At 61.4% G+C, this 18,986-nt stretch carries 15 protein-coding genes and 1 CRISPR repeat array; of the genes, 8 read left to right on the forward strand and 7 right to left on the reverse strand.

The window, feature by feature from the left end; genetic code table 11:
- Positions 1–4: 4 nt before the first annotated feature.
- A complete protein-coding gene (locus HMPREF2757_RS02840) occupies positions 5–2,002 on the forward strand; it encodes an acetyl-CoA carboxylase biotin carboxylase subunit (protein ID WP_070573479.1) in 1,998 nt (665 codons plus the stop codon).
- An 82-nt stretch (positions 2,003–2,084) separates the two neighbouring features.
- Entirely contained in the window at positions 2,085–3,254 is a 1,170-nt protein-coding gene (locus HMPREF2757_RS02845; protein ID WP_070573201.1) for an acyl-CoA dehydrogenase family protein, read from the forward strand.
- Between the two features lie 153 nt (positions 3,255–3,407).
- On the opposite strand, the gene HMPREF2757_RS02850 is transcribed toward HMPREF2757_RS02845, so the two are convergent.
- The 3 genes from HMPREF2757_RS02850 to HMPREF2757_RS02860 all read right to left on the reverse strand — a co-directional run bounded on the left by HMPREF2757_RS02850 (position 3,408) and on the right by HMPREF2757_RS02860 (position 6,376).
- Positions 3,408–4,970, reverse strand: a complete 1,563-nt coding sequence (locus HMPREF2757_RS02850) for a GMC family oxidoreductase (RefSeq protein ID WP_070573203.1) — start codon at positions 4,968–4,970, stop codon at positions 3,408–3,410.
- Positions 4,970–5,485 carry a gluconate 2-dehydrogenase subunit 3 family protein gene (locus HMPREF2757_RS02855; RefSeq protein ID WP_070573205.1) on the reverse strand — a complete coding sequence of 172 codons (516 nt, stop codon included), beginning with the start codon at positions 5,483–5,485 and terminating at the stop codon, positions 4,970–4,972. The genes HMPREF2757_RS02850 and HMPREF2757_RS02855 overlap by 1 nt, the downstream gene beginning before the upstream one ends.
- Before the next feature lie 75 nt (positions 5,486–5,560).
- Positions 5,561–6,376 (reverse strand): IclR family transcriptional regulator, encoded by an 816-nt coding sequence (locus HMPREF2757_RS02860; RefSeq protein WP_070573207.1) that lies wholly within the window; start codon positions 6,374–6,376, stop codon positions 5,561–5,563.
- A 132-nt stretch (positions 6,377–6,508) separates the two neighbouring features.
- On the opposite strand from HMPREF2757_RS02860, the gene HMPREF2757_RS02865 reads away from it, so the two are divergent.
- The 6 genes from HMPREF2757_RS02865 (at position 6,509) to HMPREF2757_RS02890 (ending at position 14,239) form a co-directional block, all read left to right on the forward strand.
- A complete protein-coding gene (locus HMPREF2757_RS02865) occupies positions 6,509–6,826 on the forward strand; it encodes a putative quinol monooxygenase (RefSeq protein WP_070573209.1) in 318 nt (105 codons plus the stop codon).
- 64 nt (positions 6,827–6,890) lie between these two features.
- Positions 6,891–8,516, forward strand: a complete 1,626-nt coding sequence (locus HMPREF2757_RS02870; protein WP_070573211.1) for a class I adenylate-forming enzyme family protein — start codon at positions 6,891–6,893, stop codon at positions 8,514–8,516.
- Positions 8,513–9,838: a beta-ketoacyl-[acyl-carrier-protein] synthase family protein gene (locus tag HMPREF2757_RS02875; protein ID WP_070573213.1), complete on the forward strand. Its 1,326-nt coding sequence runs from the start codon at positions 8,513–8,515 to the stop codon at positions 9,836–9,838. Before HMPREF2757_RS02870 ends, HMPREF2757_RS02875 begins: the two co-directional genes overlap by 4 nt.
- 138 nt (positions 9,839–9,976) lie before the next feature.
- Positions 9,977–11,515, forward strand: coding sequence for an AbgT family transporter (locus HMPREF2757_RS02880; RefSeq protein ID WP_070573215.1), 1,539 nt, complete (start codon positions 9,977–9,979; stop codon positions 11,513–11,515).
- A gap of 55 nt (positions 11,516–11,570) precedes the next feature.
- Positions 11,571–12,746 (forward strand): acyl-CoA dehydrogenase family protein, encoded by a 1,176-nt coding sequence (locus HMPREF2757_RS02885; RefSeq protein ID WP_070573217.1) that lies wholly within the window; start codon positions 11,571–11,573, stop codon positions 12,744–12,746.
- A gap of 215 nt (positions 12,747–12,961) precedes the next feature.
- A complete protein-coding gene (locus HMPREF2757_RS02890; RefSeq protein WP_070573219.1) occupies positions 12,962–14,239 on the forward strand; it encodes a thioester domain-containing protein in 1,278 nt (425 codons plus the stop codon).
- A 118-nt stretch (positions 14,240–14,357) separates the two neighbouring features.
- Positions 14,358–16,216: direct repeats of the CRISPR family, unit length 28 nt; unit sequence GGCTCATCCCCACGGGCGTGGGGAACAC.
- Between the two features lie 49 nt (positions 16,217–16,265).
- Here HMPREF2757_RS02890 and cas2e read toward each other — a convergent pair.
- Genes cas2e through cas5e form a run of 4 tightly spaced genes read right to left on the reverse strand, consistent with a single transcriptional unit; the run spans position 16,266 to position 18,986 of the window.
- Positions 16,266–16,637, reverse strand: a complete 372-nt coding sequence (gene cas2e, locus HMPREF2757_RS02895) for a type I-E CRISPR-associated endoribonuclease Cas2e (protein ID WP_070573221.1) — start codon at positions 16,635–16,637, stop codon at positions 16,266–16,268.
- Positions 16,625–17,581: a type I-E CRISPR-associated endonuclease Cas1e gene (gene cas1e, locus HMPREF2757_RS02900; protein ID WP_070573223.1), complete on the reverse strand. Its 957-nt coding sequence runs from the start codon at positions 17,579–17,581 to the stop codon at positions 16,625–16,627. Before cas1e ends, cas2e begins: the two co-directional genes overlap by 13 nt.
- Positions 17,578–18,282, reverse strand: a complete 705-nt coding sequence (gene cas6e, locus HMPREF2757_RS02905; protein ID WP_070573225.1) for a type I-E CRISPR-associated protein Cas6/Cse3/CasE — start codon at positions 18,280–18,282, stop codon at positions 17,578–17,580. The genes cas1e and cas6e overlap by 4 nt, the downstream gene beginning before the upstream one ends.
- The gene (cas5e, locus tag HMPREF2757_RS02910; RefSeq protein WP_070573481.1) at positions 18,282–18,986 is read right to left on the reverse strand and encodes a type I-E CRISPR-associated protein Cas5/CasD; all 705 of its coding nucleotides are present in this window, start codon (positions 18,984–18,986) and stop codon (positions 18,282–18,284) included. The genes cas6e and cas5e overlap by 1 nt, the downstream gene beginning before the upstream one ends.

An 18,986-nucleotide genomic window follows, 5' to 3' on the forward strand; every position in this document is an offset into this window, starting at 1 on the left:
CGCTGTGTTCTCAACAGTTCTCATTGCCAACCGCGGTGAAATCGCCCTGCGCGTTATGCGCACCTGCCGTGCGCTGGGCATCAAAACGGTCGCCGTGTACTCCGATGCCGACGCCGAGGCGGCCCACACCAAAGCCGCCGATGTCGCGGTCCGCTTGGGATCGGCAGCCGCTGCGGAATCGTACTTGCGGATCGACAAGGTCATTCAGGCCGCCAAGGACACCGGTGCCGAGGCGATTCACCCCGGCTACGGGTTCCTGTCCGAAAACGCCGAATTCGCTCAGGCCTGTGAAGATGCGGGGATCGTGTTCCTCGGACCGACCGCTGAGGCCATCCGCACCATGGGCGACAAAATCACGGCCAAGCAGGCCGTGGCATCGCGCAATGTGCCGTTGGTTCCCGGTGTGGCCGAAGCAGGCCTGAGCGACGAACAGCTCATTGAGCGGGCTGACGAGGTGGGCTTCCCCATCCTCATCAAGCCCTCCGCCGGTGGCGGCGGCAAGGGCATGCACGCGGTGTATGACCCGAAGGACCTCAAAGACTCGCTTGCGGCAGCACGCCGAGAAGCAGCGGCGAGCTTCGGTGACGACACGCTGTTCATTGAGCGCCTGGTCGCCACCCCGCGCCACATTGAAGTGCAGATCCTCGCTGATGAACACGGCAATGTCATCCACTTGGGCGAACGCGAATGCTCCCTGCAGCGCCGCCACCAGAAAGTCATCGAAGAAGCCCCGTCGGCACTGCTGGACGAAGAAACCCGCGCAGCCATCGGCCAAGCTGCCTGCGACACCGCCCGTTCCGTAGGCTACCGCGGTGCAGGCACGGTCGAGTTCATCGTCTCGGCTGACAAACCAGACGAGTTCTTCTTCATGGAGATGAACACCCGCCTGCAGGTGGAACACCCCGTAACGGAAGAAGTCACGGGCGTTGACCTGGTCGAGTGGATGCTGCGGATCGGCAGCGGCGAAGAGCTTGCACTGAAGCAGGAAGACATCACGCTCACCGGCCATTCGATCGAAGCGCGCGTCTACGCCGAAGACCCCTCCCGCGGCTTCCTGCCCACCGGAGGCACAGCACTTGACGTGCAGTTCCCAGAGGGTGCGGGCATCCGCATTGACGCCGGTCTCGAAGCCGGTCAGCGGATCGTGTCTGACTACGATCCGATGATCGCCAAGGTGATCATCACCGCTCATGACCGTGAAACCGCGCTGTCGCGCTTGGACTCCGCGCTCGCCCGCTCAGCTGTGCCCGGCATTACGACGAACATCGACTTCGTCCGCCGCCTGGTCCGCCGTAAAGATGTCATCGAAGGCAGACTCGACACGGGCCTGATCGACCGCATGACGGAAGACGAACTCGCCCACGCTGCCGGAGACATCGACAAGCTTTTCGCCGCCGCGTTCGTGGTGAGCACAGGGGGAGCCGCGGGAACACAGAAGCTCGGCGGCACCTCGTCAGGGGATCGCACAGAAGCGCCCAGCGCGTGGGCGCGCCCCAGCGGATGGCGCTCCAGCCGCCAGCCCGCGGTGAGCGTCAAACTGGCCTACGGTGGCGAAGTCGCAACCGTCGTGTGGCGCGGTGAACAGCTCACCCGAGTCACAACGGAAGCCGGTGACACGGTTTACAAACTCACGATCGACGGCGTGCAGCACACCGCCATGCTGTGGGCCGACCCGGCAACCCGCATGATCTGGGTAGCAAGCGAACGAGGCGTCTACAGCTTTGCGCGCCCTGCCGCCGAATCTGAACTCGACCCGGGGGCTGCAGGGGCCGACATCTGCGCACCCATGCCGGGTTCGCTCACCCAGCTGCTGGTCGAAGACGGTGCTGAAGTCGCCGAAGGCGACCCGATTGCCGTTGTGGAGGCCATGAAGATGGAACACGTGCTGCGCGCACCCGCCGCCGGAACCGCTCACGTCAAAGCCGCTGTCGGCGCCCAGGTGGCACTGGACGAAGTGCTTGTCACGATCGTCGACGAAACAGCAGAAGACACCGACGGCTGACCCGCCGCCCGGCAGCTGCCCGGGCAGCCAGCTGACACCTCGTCCCCTTTATTCAGACAGACCACAAAGCTAAGGAGAGCTCATGAGCTTCACCCCAGGAATGCTGCCGGAGGAATACGAAAGCCTCCGCAAGGCAGTTGCTGATTTCACCGACAACGAAGTCGCTCCCGTATCAGCCGAACTCGACCGCAAACACGAATTCCCGTACGAACTCGTGGCGAAGATGGGCAAGATGGGACTGTTCGGCCTGCCCTTCCCGGAAGAGTACGGCGGTATGGGCGGAGACTACTTCGCGCTGTGCCTGGCAATTGAGGAAATCGCACGCGAAAACCAGTCGCTGGCCATTACGCTCGAAGCCGCTGTTTCGCTTGGTGCCATGCCCATTTACCTGTTCGGCACGGAAGAGCAGAAGAAAGAGTGGCTGCCCAAGCTCACGGACGGTTCGGGCCTTGCTTCCTTTGGTCTGACGGAGCCGGAAGCCGGTTCGGACGCAGGCGGCACCCGCACGAAGGCCACCCTGGAAAACGGCGAATGGACGATCAACGGCTCGAAGTCGTTCATCACCAACTCCGGTACGGACATCACCCGCCTGGTCACCGCGACCGCCGTCACCGGCACCCGCGTGGGCAAAGACGGCAAGGAAAAGCCGGAGATCTCCACCATCATGATCCCGGCGGGCACGCCGGGCTTCACGGCTGAGCCGCTGTACGACAAGGTCGGATGGAACTCCTCTGACACCCACCCGCTGACCTTTGACAACGTCAAAGTTCCCGAAGAGAACCTGCTGGGTGAGCGCGGCCGCGGCTACGCAAACTTCCTGCGCATTCTCGATGAGGGGCGCATTGCGGTTGCCGCCCTGTCCGTCGGTGCCGCGCAGGGCTGTGTTGACGCATCGGTCAAATACGCCCAGGAGCGCATGAGCTTCGGCAAGCCGATCGGCAGCTACCAGGCGATTTCCTTCAAGATCGCCCGCATGGAAGCGCGTGTTTCAGCAGCCCGCGCCGCCTACTACGAAGCAGCGTCGAAGATGCTTGCCGGTGAACCGTTCAAGAAGGAAGCCTCGATTGCCAAGCTCATTGCCGGTGAAGCAGCCATGGACAACGCACGTGACGCCACGCAGGTCCACGGCGGTTACGGCTTCATGAACGAATACCTGGTGGCCCGCCACTACCGCGACTCGAAGATCCTCGAAATCGGCGAGGGCACCACCGAAGTGCAGCTCATGCTCATTGCCCGCGCTCTCGGACTGTGAGCTGAGTCTGGGCTGTTGAGGTTGAGCTGACGAGGCTCGGCCGAGGGTGAGGCTAAGAACCGGCTGGTGCCGCAGGTGTGAGAACCTGCGGCACCAGCCGGTTGTTGTGGTTATCTTCAGGTGTTCTGTTCGCTGCCTGTGGGCTCTTTGTCCTTACAGTCCACCGGTTTTGAGCTCGTTGGCAATGTAGTCAGCTTGGCGCATTGCAAGAGCAACGATTGTCAAAGTCGGGTTTGCTGCCGCACCGGTTGTGAACAGTGAACCGTCAGAGACGAAAAGGTTCGGGATCTCATGCGAACGGCCGAAACCGTCTACCGGCCCGTCTTCGGGATTCGCTGCCATTCGACAGGTGCCCAGATTGTGCGTTGAGGGGTACGGCGGTGTTCTGTGGACGTCCAGCGCGCCGACTGAGCGGTAAAGGTCCTCGGCTTTGCCGTAGGCGTACTCCCGCATGGAGACGTCGTTTTCGTGGTCGTCGAAATGCACATTCGGCACGGGCAGGCCGTTGGTATCGGTTGCAGTGGAGCTGAGCGTTACACGGTTGGATTCTTGTGGCATGTCCTCACCGACAATCCACATGCCGGCCAGCTTGTCGTAGTTGTCTATCCATCGGGTGAAGTCCTCTCCCCAGTTTCCGGGGTCCAGGAAGCTCGCCAGGAACGCCGGTCCGAGTGAAATGGTCTCCATGTAATAGCCGCCGACAAAACCGCGAGAGGGGTCGTGAACAGATTCGTCGGCAATGATCCCCGCCATGGTTTCGCCGCGATACATGTTCACCGGTTTGTCGAACATTGCGTAGGCAGAGCCTGTCATGTGGCGCATGTAGTTGCAGCCGACCATGCCCGAGCTGTTAGCCAATCCATCCGGGAACGCCGATGTCGCGCTCATAAGCAGAAGACGGGGTGTTTCAATCGCGTTGCCCGCAACACAGACAACCCCCGCCGCCTGTCGGTGCATCTGTCCGTCTTTGTCGAGGTAGAGGACTGAATCGACTCGGCCAGAAGCATCGTGCGTGATCTGCACCGCAGTGCTTTCCGGTCGGAGATCCAAAAGCCCGGTCTCCAAAGCACGGGGTATTTCGCGCACCAGGATCGACCACTTCGACTTGTTCTTATCGCCCTGGAAATTGAACCCGTCCTGGATTGAGGCCGGACGGCCGTCGTAGGGCGTTGCGTTGGTTGCGTAGGGTCCGGTGGCGTAGTGCTTGTACCCGACCCGCTCGGCACCGGCTGCAAATACTTTGTAGTTGTTGTTGGCCGGAAGGGGCGGACGTCCGTGGCGATGCGTTGATCCCATCGCCAGCTCAGCACGGTCGTAGTAGGGAGCCAGATCCTCTAGGGTGATTGGCCAGTCAAGCAGATTTGCTCCGGGCACGTCACCGTATGTGGTGGCGGCCTTGAATTCATGGGCCTTGAACCGGGGCGTAGCTCCAGACCAGTGTGTTGTCGTACCGCCGACGGCTTTCACAATCCAAGCCGGCAGGTTGGGGAAGTCACGCGCAATCCGCCAGCTGCCCGATGTTGTACGAGGATCCAGCCAAGCCATCTGGTTGAAGGCTTCCCATTCGAGGTTTACGTAGTCTTCGTTCTGCAGATAGGGGCCGGCTTCAAGCAGCACGACGGGTATGCCCTGCTGGGTCAGCTCATAGGCCAGGGTTCCGCCTCCTGCGCCGGAACCGATAATGACGACTGCGCGGTCATCATTGAACTCAACCATCACGACACTCCTTCCTTGTGCCCGGGCCCGAAGTCCGGCAGCGGTTCCTCTGATTCTTCGATTCGCGGTTCTGGAAGCCAGTCGAGGTCGTTGAAGCCCCGATCGATGTAGCCGCCCTTATCGAATGAGGGGCCCTCGTAGCCAACGCTTGACCAGACTTCTTCGTCTTCATACATGGTCAGAATCGTCATCCGGCGGATGAAGGAAAAGAACTCTGTCCGCTCCACCTTTTTCAGGGCTGCAACTGCGTCTTCGTAGGACAGCTCCGAGAATTTGCGATCGGCGCTCGCATCGATCGTCTCGACTCCTTGAATCAGCTTCATTCGGAACCACGGAGACTCGTCTGCCATGGTGATGAGCTGGTCGGCCATCCGCTCGTAGGGTCCGGGCGGAAAGTTCTTATGGGGAAAAGCCGTCGTGAGTATCTTGACTAAGACTCGTTTGGCCTCATCCGAGAACTCCATGGCGTTGAGAGTCCCGTATTTGGCGGGAAGCGGATTGCTGGGCATCGACATTTTGTACCTCCTTCTTCGTTGAAGTGGAACCGAGGCTAACGCCCTGAAAGCCATCCGGTAAGGAGCTGCTCTCAGCTACTGAGAAACATGCCTGAAGAAGTTCGGACCCAGGCGGTACATGCGGCCGATTCGTGAGGCAGCCGAACGAAGCACGTGCTCAACGCGGGTGCGCATGCCCTCGAATGCCGCGGTGGGGGCAGAGACGGCGATTGATCCAAGAAGGTCGCCGTTTCTGCTGAAGAACGGCACCGCGGCACAGGACACGCCCTCCTGAAACTCCTCGTGCTCCCAGGCAATTCGATCGCGCTCGATAGTCTTCAGCTCTGAGAGAAGAGCAGCGGCATCGGTGATTGTGCGGTCTGTCAGAGCGGGCATTCCCGACTCAGCGAGAACCTGTTTCCGAGAAGCTTCGTCTAATGACGCGAGGCCGAGCTTGCCGAACGCTGATGCGTGAGGGTTCTCTCTGAATCCGAACTGCATGGGAGCAAGCCGGGGTGCTGCGGGTGATTCGCTGACATGTGCGACCACGAACTCAATGCCGCGGTGGATTGCGAGGTAGGTGGCCATGCTGAGCCGAGTGTGAAGCTCGTTGAGCTCGCTGCGGATTTCTCTGCTCAACCCGAGGTCTGCGTGCAGACGGACGCCGAACTTATGGAGCCGGTAGCCCAGTGCGTATGTCTGCTCATTCTTCAAGTGCACCAGGAGTTCTTCGGCACACAGTTCGGCTAGGAGCCTGTAGGTGCTCGGCAGAGGAATCCCTGTCCCAGAGGACACGGCCTTGGCGTCCGAGCCTCCGTTCTCAGCTATGTACTCAATGATCGACAGGGCTCGCTTCAAAGTTCCGGCCCTGCGCGGTTTGGCCGTCGGATTGTCGCGTTGTCCTTCGCTCATTGCGTCAGTCTGGCATACCGTTTCTTAGGCCCTCAGATAGATCGTTCTCACTGACCGATAAGAGGGGGAGGACAGGCAGGTTGTTGGGTGCAACAGTGGTGCGGACAGTGATCAAACGAGCAGGAGGGTGCGATGTACTTCATCGTCGTCAAGTTCCCAGTCAAACCTGAAAGCGCCGAAGAATGGCCGGCGATTGTCGCGGAGTTCACGGAGGCCACGCGCCAAGAAGAAGGAAATCTGTGGTTCGAGTGGTCGCGCAGCCTTGCAGACCCAAATGAGTACGTGCTTGTTGAAGCCTTCACTGATGAGGGAGCGGAGCCGCATGTGACCAGTGAGCACTTTGCCAAGGGTCTTGAGGCTATGCGGCCGCACTTGTCGGCTACCCCGAAGATCGTGTCTCGCCAGGTTGATGGCGAAGGCTGGGACGAAATGGGCGAACTGAAGATTTGATGGCTCATGGACCGGAGGCTGGGGTGTTTCGACCTCGGCCTCCGGTTCTGTTTAGGCTGATCTCGTGCCGATAACTCGATCTATACTCGCAACCGCCGCGCAACACCCCGACCGCCCGGCGATTGTCGGCGAATCCGCCGCCCTGAGCTACGCGGAACTCGCCGAAGACGGCCGCCGCGTCATCGCCGCCGTGCGCCACCTGCTGGCCCAAGCGCCGAGCCTGCCCACACCCGCCACCGAAACACAGGGAGCGCCGGTGATTGCGGTGAGCTCCACCTCGGCATTTGAGGCCGCCCGCATTATGGCGGGCCTGGCCGGGTACCGCGCGGTGTCGGCGACTATCGACCCGCGCTGGCCGGTGGACCACCAGCGGCACGTGATTGCCGAAGTCGGCATCGGCCTGGTGATCGTCGATGATGACGAGGCGGAAGCCCGCCTGCGCTCTGCTCTCGGCCCGGACTGGGGTGGGGTAGTGGTGCCGGTACAGCGATTCAGGGAAATCGAGGCGCAAGTGCAGCCGGCCGAACCGCCGCAGGTGCGGGACGCTGACGAGCCGTACCTCATGCTCTTTTCCTCCGGAACAACCAGCAGCCCCAAGGCGTTTCTCAAAACCCGCGGCCAGTACAGGGCGAACTTCGCGGTGTCATCCCGCTACCTGGAACCGCTGCCCGGTGTGGCGACTCTTGCACCCGGGGCGTTTGCGTATTCGCTGACGCTGTACGCGACGGTTGAGTGCTTGGCCAGCGGGGGCGAGGCGCACCTGGCTGATGAGCTGTCCCTGCCGGGACTTGGTCAGCGTGTGGCGCAGCAGCGCATCACGCGGATTGTCACAGTTCCTGCGGTGCTGCGGGGCATTATTGCCCAAGCCACCCGCAGGCCCGAAGATTTCGCGGGGCTTGAACTCATTGTCGTCGGCGGGGCCAACCTGCCGAATGCACTGCGAGAAGACCTCCGTCGAGTGCTGCCGCACGTGCGGCTCATCAGCTATTACGGGGCAGCGGAAATCGGCTTCATCGGGGATGCGCGCGGGGACGACAGCACGTGGAATCAGATCTACGACGGCGTCCAGGTTGAAATTCGCGATGACGCTGGACACCCAGTGCCGGATGGTGAAATTGGCACGCTGTGGGTGCTCGCTGATTCGCGCTCCGATGACTACATTGCAGGCACCGCCGATGTGCATCTGCTCGATGAGCACGGCTGGGCAACTGTCGGAGACCAGGGCCGGGCAGCTGTGGTCGGCGGCGAACGTCAACTGCAGCTGCTGGGGCGCAAGGGCGACATCATCAACGTCGGCGGGCACAAGGTCGCCCTGCCGGAAGTCACCCGCGCCTACGCGGGACTGACCGTGGCCGGAAAGCACCGCGAAGCTGTTGCCGTGGGCCTGCCGGATACGGCTCTTGGAACCGCTGTCGCGTTGGTTATCGAAGCCGGTGAACTGGTGTCTGCCGATTCAGGTGGCCCGGTGTGCGCAGATTCACGGGAACAGAACGGCCCTGCCCAGGCGTTAGGCGAGCAGCTGAGCAAGGCTGCACTGCGGGAACACGGGCGCGCACGCCTGGCCCCGCAGTTCATTCCGACGAAGTATTACGCCGTGAAAGCGCTGCCGCGCACAGTGGGCGGTAAAGTGCGAACTGCTGAAACCGTCAAGCTCATACAGGCCGGTGGGAAAGGAGTTGTCCGTCTGTGAACGCACACCACTCCGAATCCAGCCGTGTCTGGATTACCGGCACGGGGGCAATCACGCCTAACGGTTTGACGGTCGAAGACACGTGGCAGGCCGTCCAGCACGGCCGCAGCGGAATCGGAGTGCTCGAAGGCCAGGAGTTCAACGGCCTCAGTGTGCGCATCGGCGGACAGGTTCGCGGCTTCAACCCTGAAGACCACGTGCCCACACATCTGGCCCGGCGCCTGGAGGACTTCCACCTGTGGGCCATCGCCGCTGCCGACCAGGCCCTGGAAGAAGCCGCAGGCATCCAGACCGGCCGGACCGGCGCCTCGGCAGCTGACCTGCCGTGGGACCCGGCCCGCGTCATGATCGTGACCGCCACCGGGTCCGGGCCCATCCGCCCCCAACAGCGGGCAGCGCTCGCCTACGCCGAAGACGGCCAGCGGGGTGTTCCGCTCACCCTGTCCATGCACGGCGCACCAGATTCCCCAGCCGCACTCATCAGCCAACGGTACGGAATCACCGGCCCCGCACACGCAGTGTCCGCCACGTGCGCTTCCGGCGCTGTAGGCCTCGGTCAGGCGCTGCGAGCCCTGCGCCACGGCTACGCAGATGCCGCAATCGTCATCGGCGTCGAAGACTGCCTCAACCCCGCCAACCTCGCATCAAATGCGAACATGCGCGCGCTCGCATCCGGTTTCGAAGACCGCCCGCAGGAAGCATCGCGCCCCTTTGACCGCGACCGCGCAGGTTTCGTTATGTCCGCCGGCGCTGCCGTAATCGTGCTGGAAAACGACGACGCCGTGAACCGCCGCGGCGGGCGGAAACTGGCTGAGCTGGCCGGGTTCGGTTCGTCATCGGACGCCCACCACGCCACCGCCCCAGACCCAGAAGGACGAGGTGCCGCCGCAGCTATGCGCGCTGCCTTGGCGGATGCCGGGCTGACCCCGGAAAGCTTCGCCACAGGCGGCCCCGAAGGGTCACCTTTGGGGCACGTGAATGCGCACGGGACCTCCACCTCGGCGGGGGATGCGGCAGAAGCGCTCGCCCTTGAAGCCGTTTTCGGTGAGGCGCTTGCCGACATCCCTGTGACGGCCGTGAAGTCCTCAACCGGGCACCTGCTGGGTGCCGGGGGAGTGCTCGAAGCCATTGTCAGCGTGCGCTCGTTGCGTGAGGGCGTGATCCCTCCGACCGCCAATCTTGACATGCCGGATTTTCCGAAGCTCGACGTTGTCGCAGCCCGCAAACCGCTCGATCGGGCGGGTCCGTGTATGAGCGCGGTGCTGTCGAATTCCTTCGGCTTCGGCGGGCACAACGGCTCAGTTCTTATCCGAGCCGCCTGAGCACGGGCTCCCTCAAAGGGTGAGGTGGCCGTCTGAGCTCCCGCCACCCAACCTGAAAGCAGGCTGGTTCAGCCGCCAGAGAAGCGATGCACCGCGGGTGTTGCCCCCTCATCCATTTCTGCATTCAGGAGCTTCACCATGTCCACAACAGTCGAAAAGACTGCGCAGGGAGCACAGACCGAAGAGGCCGAAAAGCAGGCCGCACAGGCAGTGCTGGCCGACAAGCAAACAGATGAAACTTCAGAAGAAACCCAGCCGAAGAGGCGCTGGGAAATGCCACACTTGCTGTGGCTCATGCTCATTATTCTGGCAGCGGCTACCGCGGCGGGCTATCTGATCCCCGCCGGGGAGTTTCAGAAGAACCCTGACGGTTCGATCAACCCGAACGATTTCCGTTTTCTAGAGGATCAGTCGCCGGTCAGCCCCTTCGGCGCGCTCATGATGCTGCTGACCGGCGCGGTCAATATGGCGCCGATCGCCTTTGCCGTGCTGTCGGTCGGGGCGAATGTTTCCGTTGTTCTGGAATCGAAGGCGTTTGAGAATCTGCTCGATTCGGCCGTCTACAGGCTGCAGGACAAGAGCACACCCCTGCTGGTGTCGGGGCTGTTCTGCCTCATGGTCTACATCGGCGGGTTCTCCGGCAATGACGCGCTGATTGCGATTGTGCCGATTGGCGTGCTGTTTGCACGCAAGCTCGGCCTTGACGGGATTGTGGCTGTTGCGGTGACAACATTCGCAGCACTGATCGGGTTCGGCACGGGTCCGAAGCACATGGCGGTCTCCCAAATGCTCATCGGTCTGCCGCCGTACTCAGGTTTCGGCATGCGCATGATCATCATGAACCTCTTCATGGTTGTGGGCTTGGCCTTTGTGCTGCTGTACGTGCGCAGAATCCAGAAGGACCCCACGCGTTCGCTCATGTGGAAGCACGGATGGCGGCCCCACGGCGCTGTTGGTGGGCACGAAGCGGCAGCTGAAGCCGGCGGTGAGGCAGGCACTGTGGCCCCGACGAAGCTGCGGCTGCGCTCGGTAATTGTGCTGGCGCTGTTCATCGCGCAGTTCGGTGTGGTTGTGGGCTATTCGCTGCTGGTCGATTCAAAGCAGGTCATCGAGGTGATGTTCGCAACCAACCTGGTGTCGGCAATCATCATCGGCAAGGCCGCCGGCTTTAAGTGGAATCCGCTGGCGGAGACAATTGCCCGCGGTATTTCCAGCATGGGCTTCATTGCGATCATCATCGGCATGGCCGGGTCGATTTCGGCTCTGCTGGCGGAAGCGAAGATCCTCGACACAATTGTCTACACGCTCACGCTGCCGTTGCGCGATGTGGGCTTGGGCTGGTCAGCGGTGCTCATGGTTCTGCTGTTCGCGGCAATCAACTTCATCATTCCGTCGACTGCGGCGAAGGCTGCGATTCTCCTTCCGCTGCTGGCCCCGATTGCCACGGCACTGGGCATGCACCATCAGCTGGCGCTGCAGGCGTTCCAGTTGGGTGATGGGCTGACGAACATTCTGTCGCCGGTGCTGGCATGGCTTGTGGGTTCGTGCGTGACAGCTGGGGTGCCGTACCTGACGTGGGTGCGCTGGGCTGCGCCGAAGATCGGCGTTTTCCTGGTGATGGCCGCAGCTCTCATGCTGGGGCTGACGGCACTAGGCTGGACGGGCGGAGTGGCATGATCAGCCGCACGGATGAACTGCAGTCGGCTCTGGTGTTGACCAGACAGGAGGATGTATGACTGACCGTGAACAGCGACTTGTGGAACTGGAAGAGAAGTATTTGCCGGATGAGCTTTTGGAGCGCTTCCGGGAGCGCGCAGCACAGTATGACCGCGACAACGCGTTCTTCTTCGAAGATTTGGAAGAGCTCGAAGAGAGGGGCTATCTGACGCTGTTTGTGCCTGAAGAGCTTGGCGGTCCGGGCTTGGGTATGAACGAGGTTTCGCGGCTGCAGCAGCGGTTGGCTACGGCAGCTCCTGCGACCGCGCTGGGTGTGAACATGCACTTTGTGTGCACCGGCATGATGCGCGCCATGTGGAATCGCGGCGATAAGTCGCTGCAGTTCGCACTTGAAGAAGCCCGTGATGGTGAGGTCTTTGCCTTTGGTGTTTCTGAGCCTGGCAACGATTGGGTTCTGCAGGGTTCGAACACGAAGGCTGTTCCGCAGGGGGACGGTTCGTACCGGCTGTCTGGTGTGAAGATCTTCACGTCGATGACGCCTGCCTGGACCAGGCTGATTGTGCACGGCAAGGACGAAACCGCCGCCGATGGGCCACAGCTGGTCTACGGTTTCCTCACCCGCGGCACCGAAGGGGTCACGTCCTCGGATGATTGGGACGTGCTGGGAATGCGCGCCACTCATTCGCGGGCGACCATCCTGGAGGAGGCTGTTCTTGAAGCCGACAGGGTTGTGCGGCGCATCCCAGACGGCCCTAACCCGGATCTGCTGACTTTCGGCATTACTGCGAATTTCCAGCTGCTCATTGCATCGGTGTATGCGGGGCTTGCTCACCGTGCTCTTGAAGTGGCATCGGATGCTCTGCGCAAGCGACGTTCGGCTAAGAACGGGGGAGTCCCGTACACCGAGCTCGGTGAATTCCGTGTGCGTGTTGCTGACGCGGCTCTGGAGTTCGCCGCTGTTCCGGCGCAGCTGGATTCCTACACGCGCGATTTTGATGAGTGCGTGGACTACGGGGCCGCGTGGGCGCAGCGCTTTGTTTCGGCTAAGTACATGGCGCAGAAGGCTGCCAGGGCCAATGCCGAGGCGGCACTGCACTGTGCTGGGGGAGCGGGCTTTGGGAATGCTGCCGAAGCTTCGCGTCTCTACCGGGACGCTGCCGCGGGGATCTTCCACCCACCGGCACCCGAGGTGTCGCGTGCAGTTTTCGCGAATGTTTGGCTGGATGACTGACTGCCTGATGGCAGCAGAATGGGGCGTGTGCGGTTGGTCGGACATGCCTGAAATAGAGTGAAATGATGCTGGGCCCGCCTGAAACCTGGCATGGCTGGCGGGCCCACGCAAGATGGATGTCAGGGTGGATCTCATGGTGCGGTCTGAGTGTTTACATGTCCCGGGTCGCGCTGTACTGTTGCATTCGCTGTGAATTCTTTAAAGAAAGACTGAGTATGAGTATTACGCGCTTTGGGAAGCTGGCGGCAGCTGCGGTTGCCGCATCGCTGGCTTTTCTTGCTCCTGTAGCAAGCACCCCAGCCTCGGCTGAACCGGTTCCGGCAGATAGTGCCGCCGCTACAGCCGCTTCTGGTGAAAAGGGAACGGCCGTTGAGGTGGACACCGCCAACGGTAGGAAACGTACCGGAACGACGCTTTTCTACATCACCGTAGAAGACAAGGTATACAAGTCCTACTGCATCGAGCTGAATAAGCCTTTTAAAAAGGGCGATGGCACGGTAGAGCAGTGGGGTGACCTTGACGCAGAGAAGAAAAACAAGGTCGGCTGGATTCTTGAGAACTCGTACCCCAAGGTCACCGCACAAGAACTGGGTCAGGCTGCAGGCATTGAGGGCCTGACGGTAGCTGAGGCGATCGGAGCTACGCAGGGTGCTGTCTGGCACTACACCACCGCTGGGGGCGCTGACCTCGCTGCTGATACCAGTGCAAAGGTGTTGCAGGTCTACAAGTACCTGATCGGTGAAAAGAACGTCGGCGTTAACTTCTCAGACAACGAAGCCAGCGTCGAACTGGATCTGGGTGGTGACAAGACCTACAAGGCTGGCGACAAGGTCGGTCCGATCACGGTTACCAGCAGCCAGGACGCCGTGAAGCTTCAGGCTGAACCGACCAGCGACGACTACACGATTGAAGACGAGGCTGGAAACGAGGTTGATCTTGACAACGTCAAGCCGGGCAAGCTGTTTGTTCAGATCAACAAAGATGCCCCCGAAGGTGCTGTGAAGCTTACGGCAACGTCGTCGGCTGATTCTCTGACTGGCCGCGTGTTCAAGCACGCTGACGAGAACGCACAGCGGGTTGTCCTTATTGACGAAAAGAAGTCGGTTAAGACCGATGAAGTTTCGCTGAAGTGGGAAGCCGACGAGACTCCTTCCGAGACCCCGTCGGAAACCCCCTCGGAGACTCCTTCTGAAACCCCGTCGGAGACCCCCTCTGAAGGTGAGTCCACTCCGCCGAGCGAAGAAACCCCGTCTGAGGGTGAATCGACCCCGTCGAACGAAGAGACCCCTGCTGAAAAGGAAACCCCGCAGCCTGGCGGTGAGTCTGACGACAAGGACCAGCCGGCGCCTGTTGTTGATGAGTCCAACGACAATGGATCGGGTGCTCTGCCGCGTACCGGTGCTGAGCTCTCCGGTGCACTTGCAGCGGCAGCCGCTCTGATTGCCGGTGGTGCAGCGACTGTGTTCGCTGTCCGTCGTAAGCAGAACAGCTGATGTAATCAGCCGAGCTGAACTTCAGCTCAAGTAGAAAGTGCCCGAGCGTCCTAGGATGCTCGGGCACTTTCGTGCTCTGATGTGGCCGAATCAGACGGGATGCGCGTGGGTGAACTTACGCTTTATCCCCACGGGCGTGGGGAACACAACGGCCGCAAAACGACTCGACAACGTCACGCCGGGCTCATCCCCACGGGCGTGGGGAACACTTCCTGTCGCCGGCGTGTTTGTGCTGCGCGGCGGGCTCATCCCCACGGGCGTGGGGAACACGTCGGCTTCGGGGCTAGTCCAGCCGGCGGCTTGGGCTCATCCCCACGGGCGTGGGGAACACCTACGGCAACACCAACTACGAGTATGTCGGCTGGGCTCATCCCCACGGGCGTGGGGAACACCCCGGCAATGAATAGGGCGGCGGTTCTCACCGGGGCTCATCCCCACGGGCGTGGGGAACACTTGCAATGCCAGCCCGGCCTGCACACGCTCTTCGGCTCATCCCCACGGGCGTGGGGAACACATCGAGCTCAATGTGAGGGCGATTCCGTGGCAGGGCTCATCCCCACGGGCGTGGGGAACACTTCCGCCATCTCCACCAGGTGGTGCGGCTGATGGGCTCATCCCCACGGGCGTGGGGAACACAGATTCAGGCGTCGGTCGAGCCTTTGGCGCAGGGGCTCATCCCCACGGGCGTGGGGAACACGACAACCTCGCCAGCTCCCCTGATGGTCACCCAGGCTCATCCCCACGGGCGTGGGGAACACCGCGAGCGCTGGAAAGCAGGATTCTAAGCGATGGGCTCATCCCCACGGGCGTGGGGAACACGTGGCGGCGACCCGCATATGAGCTGGCAGCAGGGGCTCATCCCCACGGGCGTGGGGAACACATGCCGACGCAGCGGGCGATGGAGCTGGGCCTGGGCTCATCCCCACGGGCGTGGGGAACACTGCACATCGACCAGGCGACCGGCCAGCAGATCGGGCTCATCCCCACGGGCGTGGGGAACACGTGGGAACGATGTTGACGAAGTAGGTAGCAAGGGGCTCATCCCCACGGGCGTGGGGAACACCCGACGAAATGATGGAAGATTACGGGTTCCTCGGGCTCATCCCCACGGGCGTGGGGAACACGGCTTCGATCAGGTCGGCGGTGTCGATGAGTCGGGCTCATCCCCACGGGCGTGGGGAACACTCGCGATTCGCCCGCACGTGCGTATCGCAGAAGGGCTCATCCCCACGGGCGTGGGGAACACGACGGGCGGGTGCCGTCCGATAAGTCCGAAGAGGGCTCATCCCCACGGGCGTGGGGAACACCCGTGCCGCTTTGCTGACTCAACAATCTCAGGGGGCTCATCCCCACGGGCGTGGGGAACACACAGGCCGTACGCATGGGTGGTTTGTGGTTGGGGGCTCATCCCCACGGGCGTGGGGAACACTGCGCTGGTCAGACGCGCCCACGGGAACTGCCGGGCTCATCCCCACGGGCGTGGGGAACACGTGGTAAGAAATGCTGGGATGTCCACACCGCTGGGCTCATCCCCACGGGCGTGGGGAACACGAGAAGATCAACTCACGAGTCTGAGGGCCGTAAGGCTCATCCCCACGGGCGTGGGGAACACCGGATGATCTCCTCACCTGCCTGTCTGCCCTCGGGCTCATCCCCACGGGCGTGGGGAACACTTGGACTTACGGCCCCCGCCCCTATGGCGGGGGGCTCATCCCCACGGGCGTGGGGAACACTATCCGTCATCCCACGCTGTGACTCTGACTGTGGGCTCATCCCCACGGGCGTGGGGAACACCGCTCCCGAGGAGCCACAGGTCGTTAACGTCAGGGCTCATCCCCACGGGCGTGGGGAACACTGCCGCCCCTCACTGGAATCGACCGCGCCCAAGGGCTCATCCCCACGGGCGTGGGGAACACAGCAGGCTGGCTTCTCCGGCCGACAGTTTTTCGGGCTCATCCCCACGGGCGTGGGGAACACACTTGTTGACCAGTGCGAATACCGGCCCGCAAGTTGGTATGGGATCACTTTAGGTGCTTTTGCGCTTATTTCCGAACTTTTGGGCATTCCGCATGGCTCTGGCTTTGCTCCAGCCTGCTTTAAGGGTGGTGTTCCCGTATCCAGATTGTGCAGCTGGCCTGCGCATCAAGGTGACGCCGTCGAGGTCAACGGGCTCCCACTTGTGGTCCTTGACTCGATAGTCGAAGCCCTGTTCGTTGTTGGTGGACCAAATCATCAGCGCTTGACCTGTAGCGGAAGATTCGTCAATGCGCTCCCAAAGAAGCTCCCTGATGCGGGCACTGAGATTCCCAACGAACACTCCTGCCGAAATTTCAACGAGCCACTTGGTGACGTCTCCCCGCAGGCCTGCTGGGCAGCTCGACAAGACTACGATGACCATGATCCGTGATCTGCATGATTGAGTCCGCTGGAAAGCCGGCGTTCGCCCCGGCCAGCCCATACTGACAATTCATCGAGATACGCAACTTCCGGTTCAGCCGACGCATCCGCCGGGTTCAAGAACAGTCTGCGCAGTGTTTCCACAAGCTTCTCTACAGTCCCCTGCTGGAAGAAGCGCTCCCGCAGCAGCGCCCTAACAGCTCGTTCCGGTTCTTCATGATTGTCCGCAACAGCATCGAAAGCCGCCGGAATGCTGGTTTCGGCCTTCACAAGATCAGCCACATCGTAGGTGAAACTCTGATCGTGGCCGACGTGCACAAAACCCAAACCCGGCGTCATGCCAAGCGCGTTGATGACGGCAGTTGACACTCCGTACAAGCAGGCGTTGGCCGCTGATAGAGCTTGATTAATCGCATCAGCATCTGCGAAGTTAGCCGGATCGTATGTCCGACCACTCCATGAAACCCCGGTCCTTTCTGATTCGCTGCGGTAAATCCTGCGGACACGAGCTCCTTCACGGCCTCGCAGCTGCTGCGTGGTCAGGCCCGATACATCTTCCCCGGGGAAACGCACCTCGTACATAGCCCGCGCCACTCGCAGACGCTCTGACTGGTTGGCGAAAGCCCGGGCCTGTGCTTCTAAAAGCCTGCTTGAACGAGCCATGGGCCTTCCGGTGGCATAGCAGCGCACCGCGCCATCACCAACCCACGCAACGGTCACACCGCATGTTCCCAAGAGCGCTATCGCAGCATGAGAAGCGCGCACACCCGGGCCAATAAGCAGGGCGCTGACCATAGCTGCCGGAATATGGATTGTGCCCCTGCTGTCGGTCGCGGTGACCGCATTGGAATCACGGTGAAGCACGCACCTTTCGACATAGACAAACGAAAGTCTGTCAGTTGTTCGTCCGAGCTCCTGTGAACGAGGCGGAGCCTGGGAACTCATGGTGCCCCCAGTCGGGCCAAAGTCATCAGACCACACCCGTGTGCTTTCCCACTGCCGATCCCGAAAGCCAGCGAACGCCGCAGAAGGTCTGGGTTCGTGACCTCTAAAACACCATCAAAAACAGCAATCCTGTGGGCTACCCGGTGCCTGCTGCCAGCCGTATCTGGTTTAGAAAATCGGCTGTCCTCGCGTCGCACAACACAGAGTCCGTCCAGCTGACTTTCATCCCTGCTGGTGTCGGTTGACTCAGCGTGCCCCGGTTCATCGTCGGCATTGGAGGGAATCGCAAACCCCCACCCGTCAGCGCGGTCCAAGAACCAGCGCATTTGCTGCTTGACCGTAACGTGCGGCAAACGCTTGCCGTCTTTCTTTTTAACCGGGTTCAGCGCCGCACGAAACGCATACTGTTGCCCCCGCTGAAGCGAATCAAGAAGCCGACCGTAATCGGTTGTTTGGGCGGGAGCGCTCTGCCAGCCCAATTGTTCGACCACATGTTCAAACCGCGGCTGAACCGGGGTCACCGCGTATAACACCGTTTCGTGGTGCCCGCGGTCCACCCGCCACAGCAGTCGGCCCTCATCTGTTGCCTGCTGATCCGGTGGAACAGTCTTCGTGATCATCCCGTGGATCAGATGAGGGCTTGCCAGCGCGGCTTTGGTCTTCCTCAGTGCAGGGTTGAGCTGGATTCGACTGAAGAACATCAAGCCTCCTGAGCCAAGTTGAGGTAGCGGTCGGTGCTTTCTGCCCCCAGATCGTTTTCGACCCGAACGGGGTCAGGACGGACAACAAGCCGCACCCGATATTGACGATGTTCAGGATTGAAGCTGACAGGGACGTCATACGCTGCTTCCCCGATTTCTCCGGGCTGAGCATCGCGCGCCAAAGGTAAGAACACCGTCCTTCCGAGCGACTTTCTGTAGTCCTCTGCAGCCTGCCAGGGGACAGCATCGAGATCCCGCAGAACGTCCTCCGGCGCTACGCCGTCGAATACCCCGCCAAAAAGATTCGGAGGGGCTGGACAACTGCGTCGCCCTAAATACAGCGGAAATTCAGGCTGCACAACGGCGTGGCTAAGCGCATCGATGAGGGCGTCCTCTCCAGCCACAGCGGCGGTATAGGCGGCGTCAGCTCTGTAATGTCGGTACGAAAGAACAGAATGCTTGGCCCCAGGCCGTCGTGCAGTATGGAAGTCCTCAAGAAGTTGACCGGGACGGTCAACGCGGACGGCCATAACCAGCTCCGCAAGGTCATCCACTTCTGCTGTTCGCGGCCTGCCCTGCGCGGCAGCAAGCAAACCTATGACACCAGATTTACTGGGCTCGGTTTCTGTTGACCGTCGGCTAAAGCGAGAAGAAACGCCCCAAGACTGCATCGGCCCCGAAAGATTGAGGACCATGGTCTTCAT

Origin of the sequence: Brevibacterium sp. HMSC063G07, assembly GCF_001810665.1 — a bacterium.
In the GTDB taxonomy this organism is placed as follows: Bacteria; Actinomycetota; Actinomycetes; order Actinomycetales; family Brevibacteriaceae; genus Brevibacterium.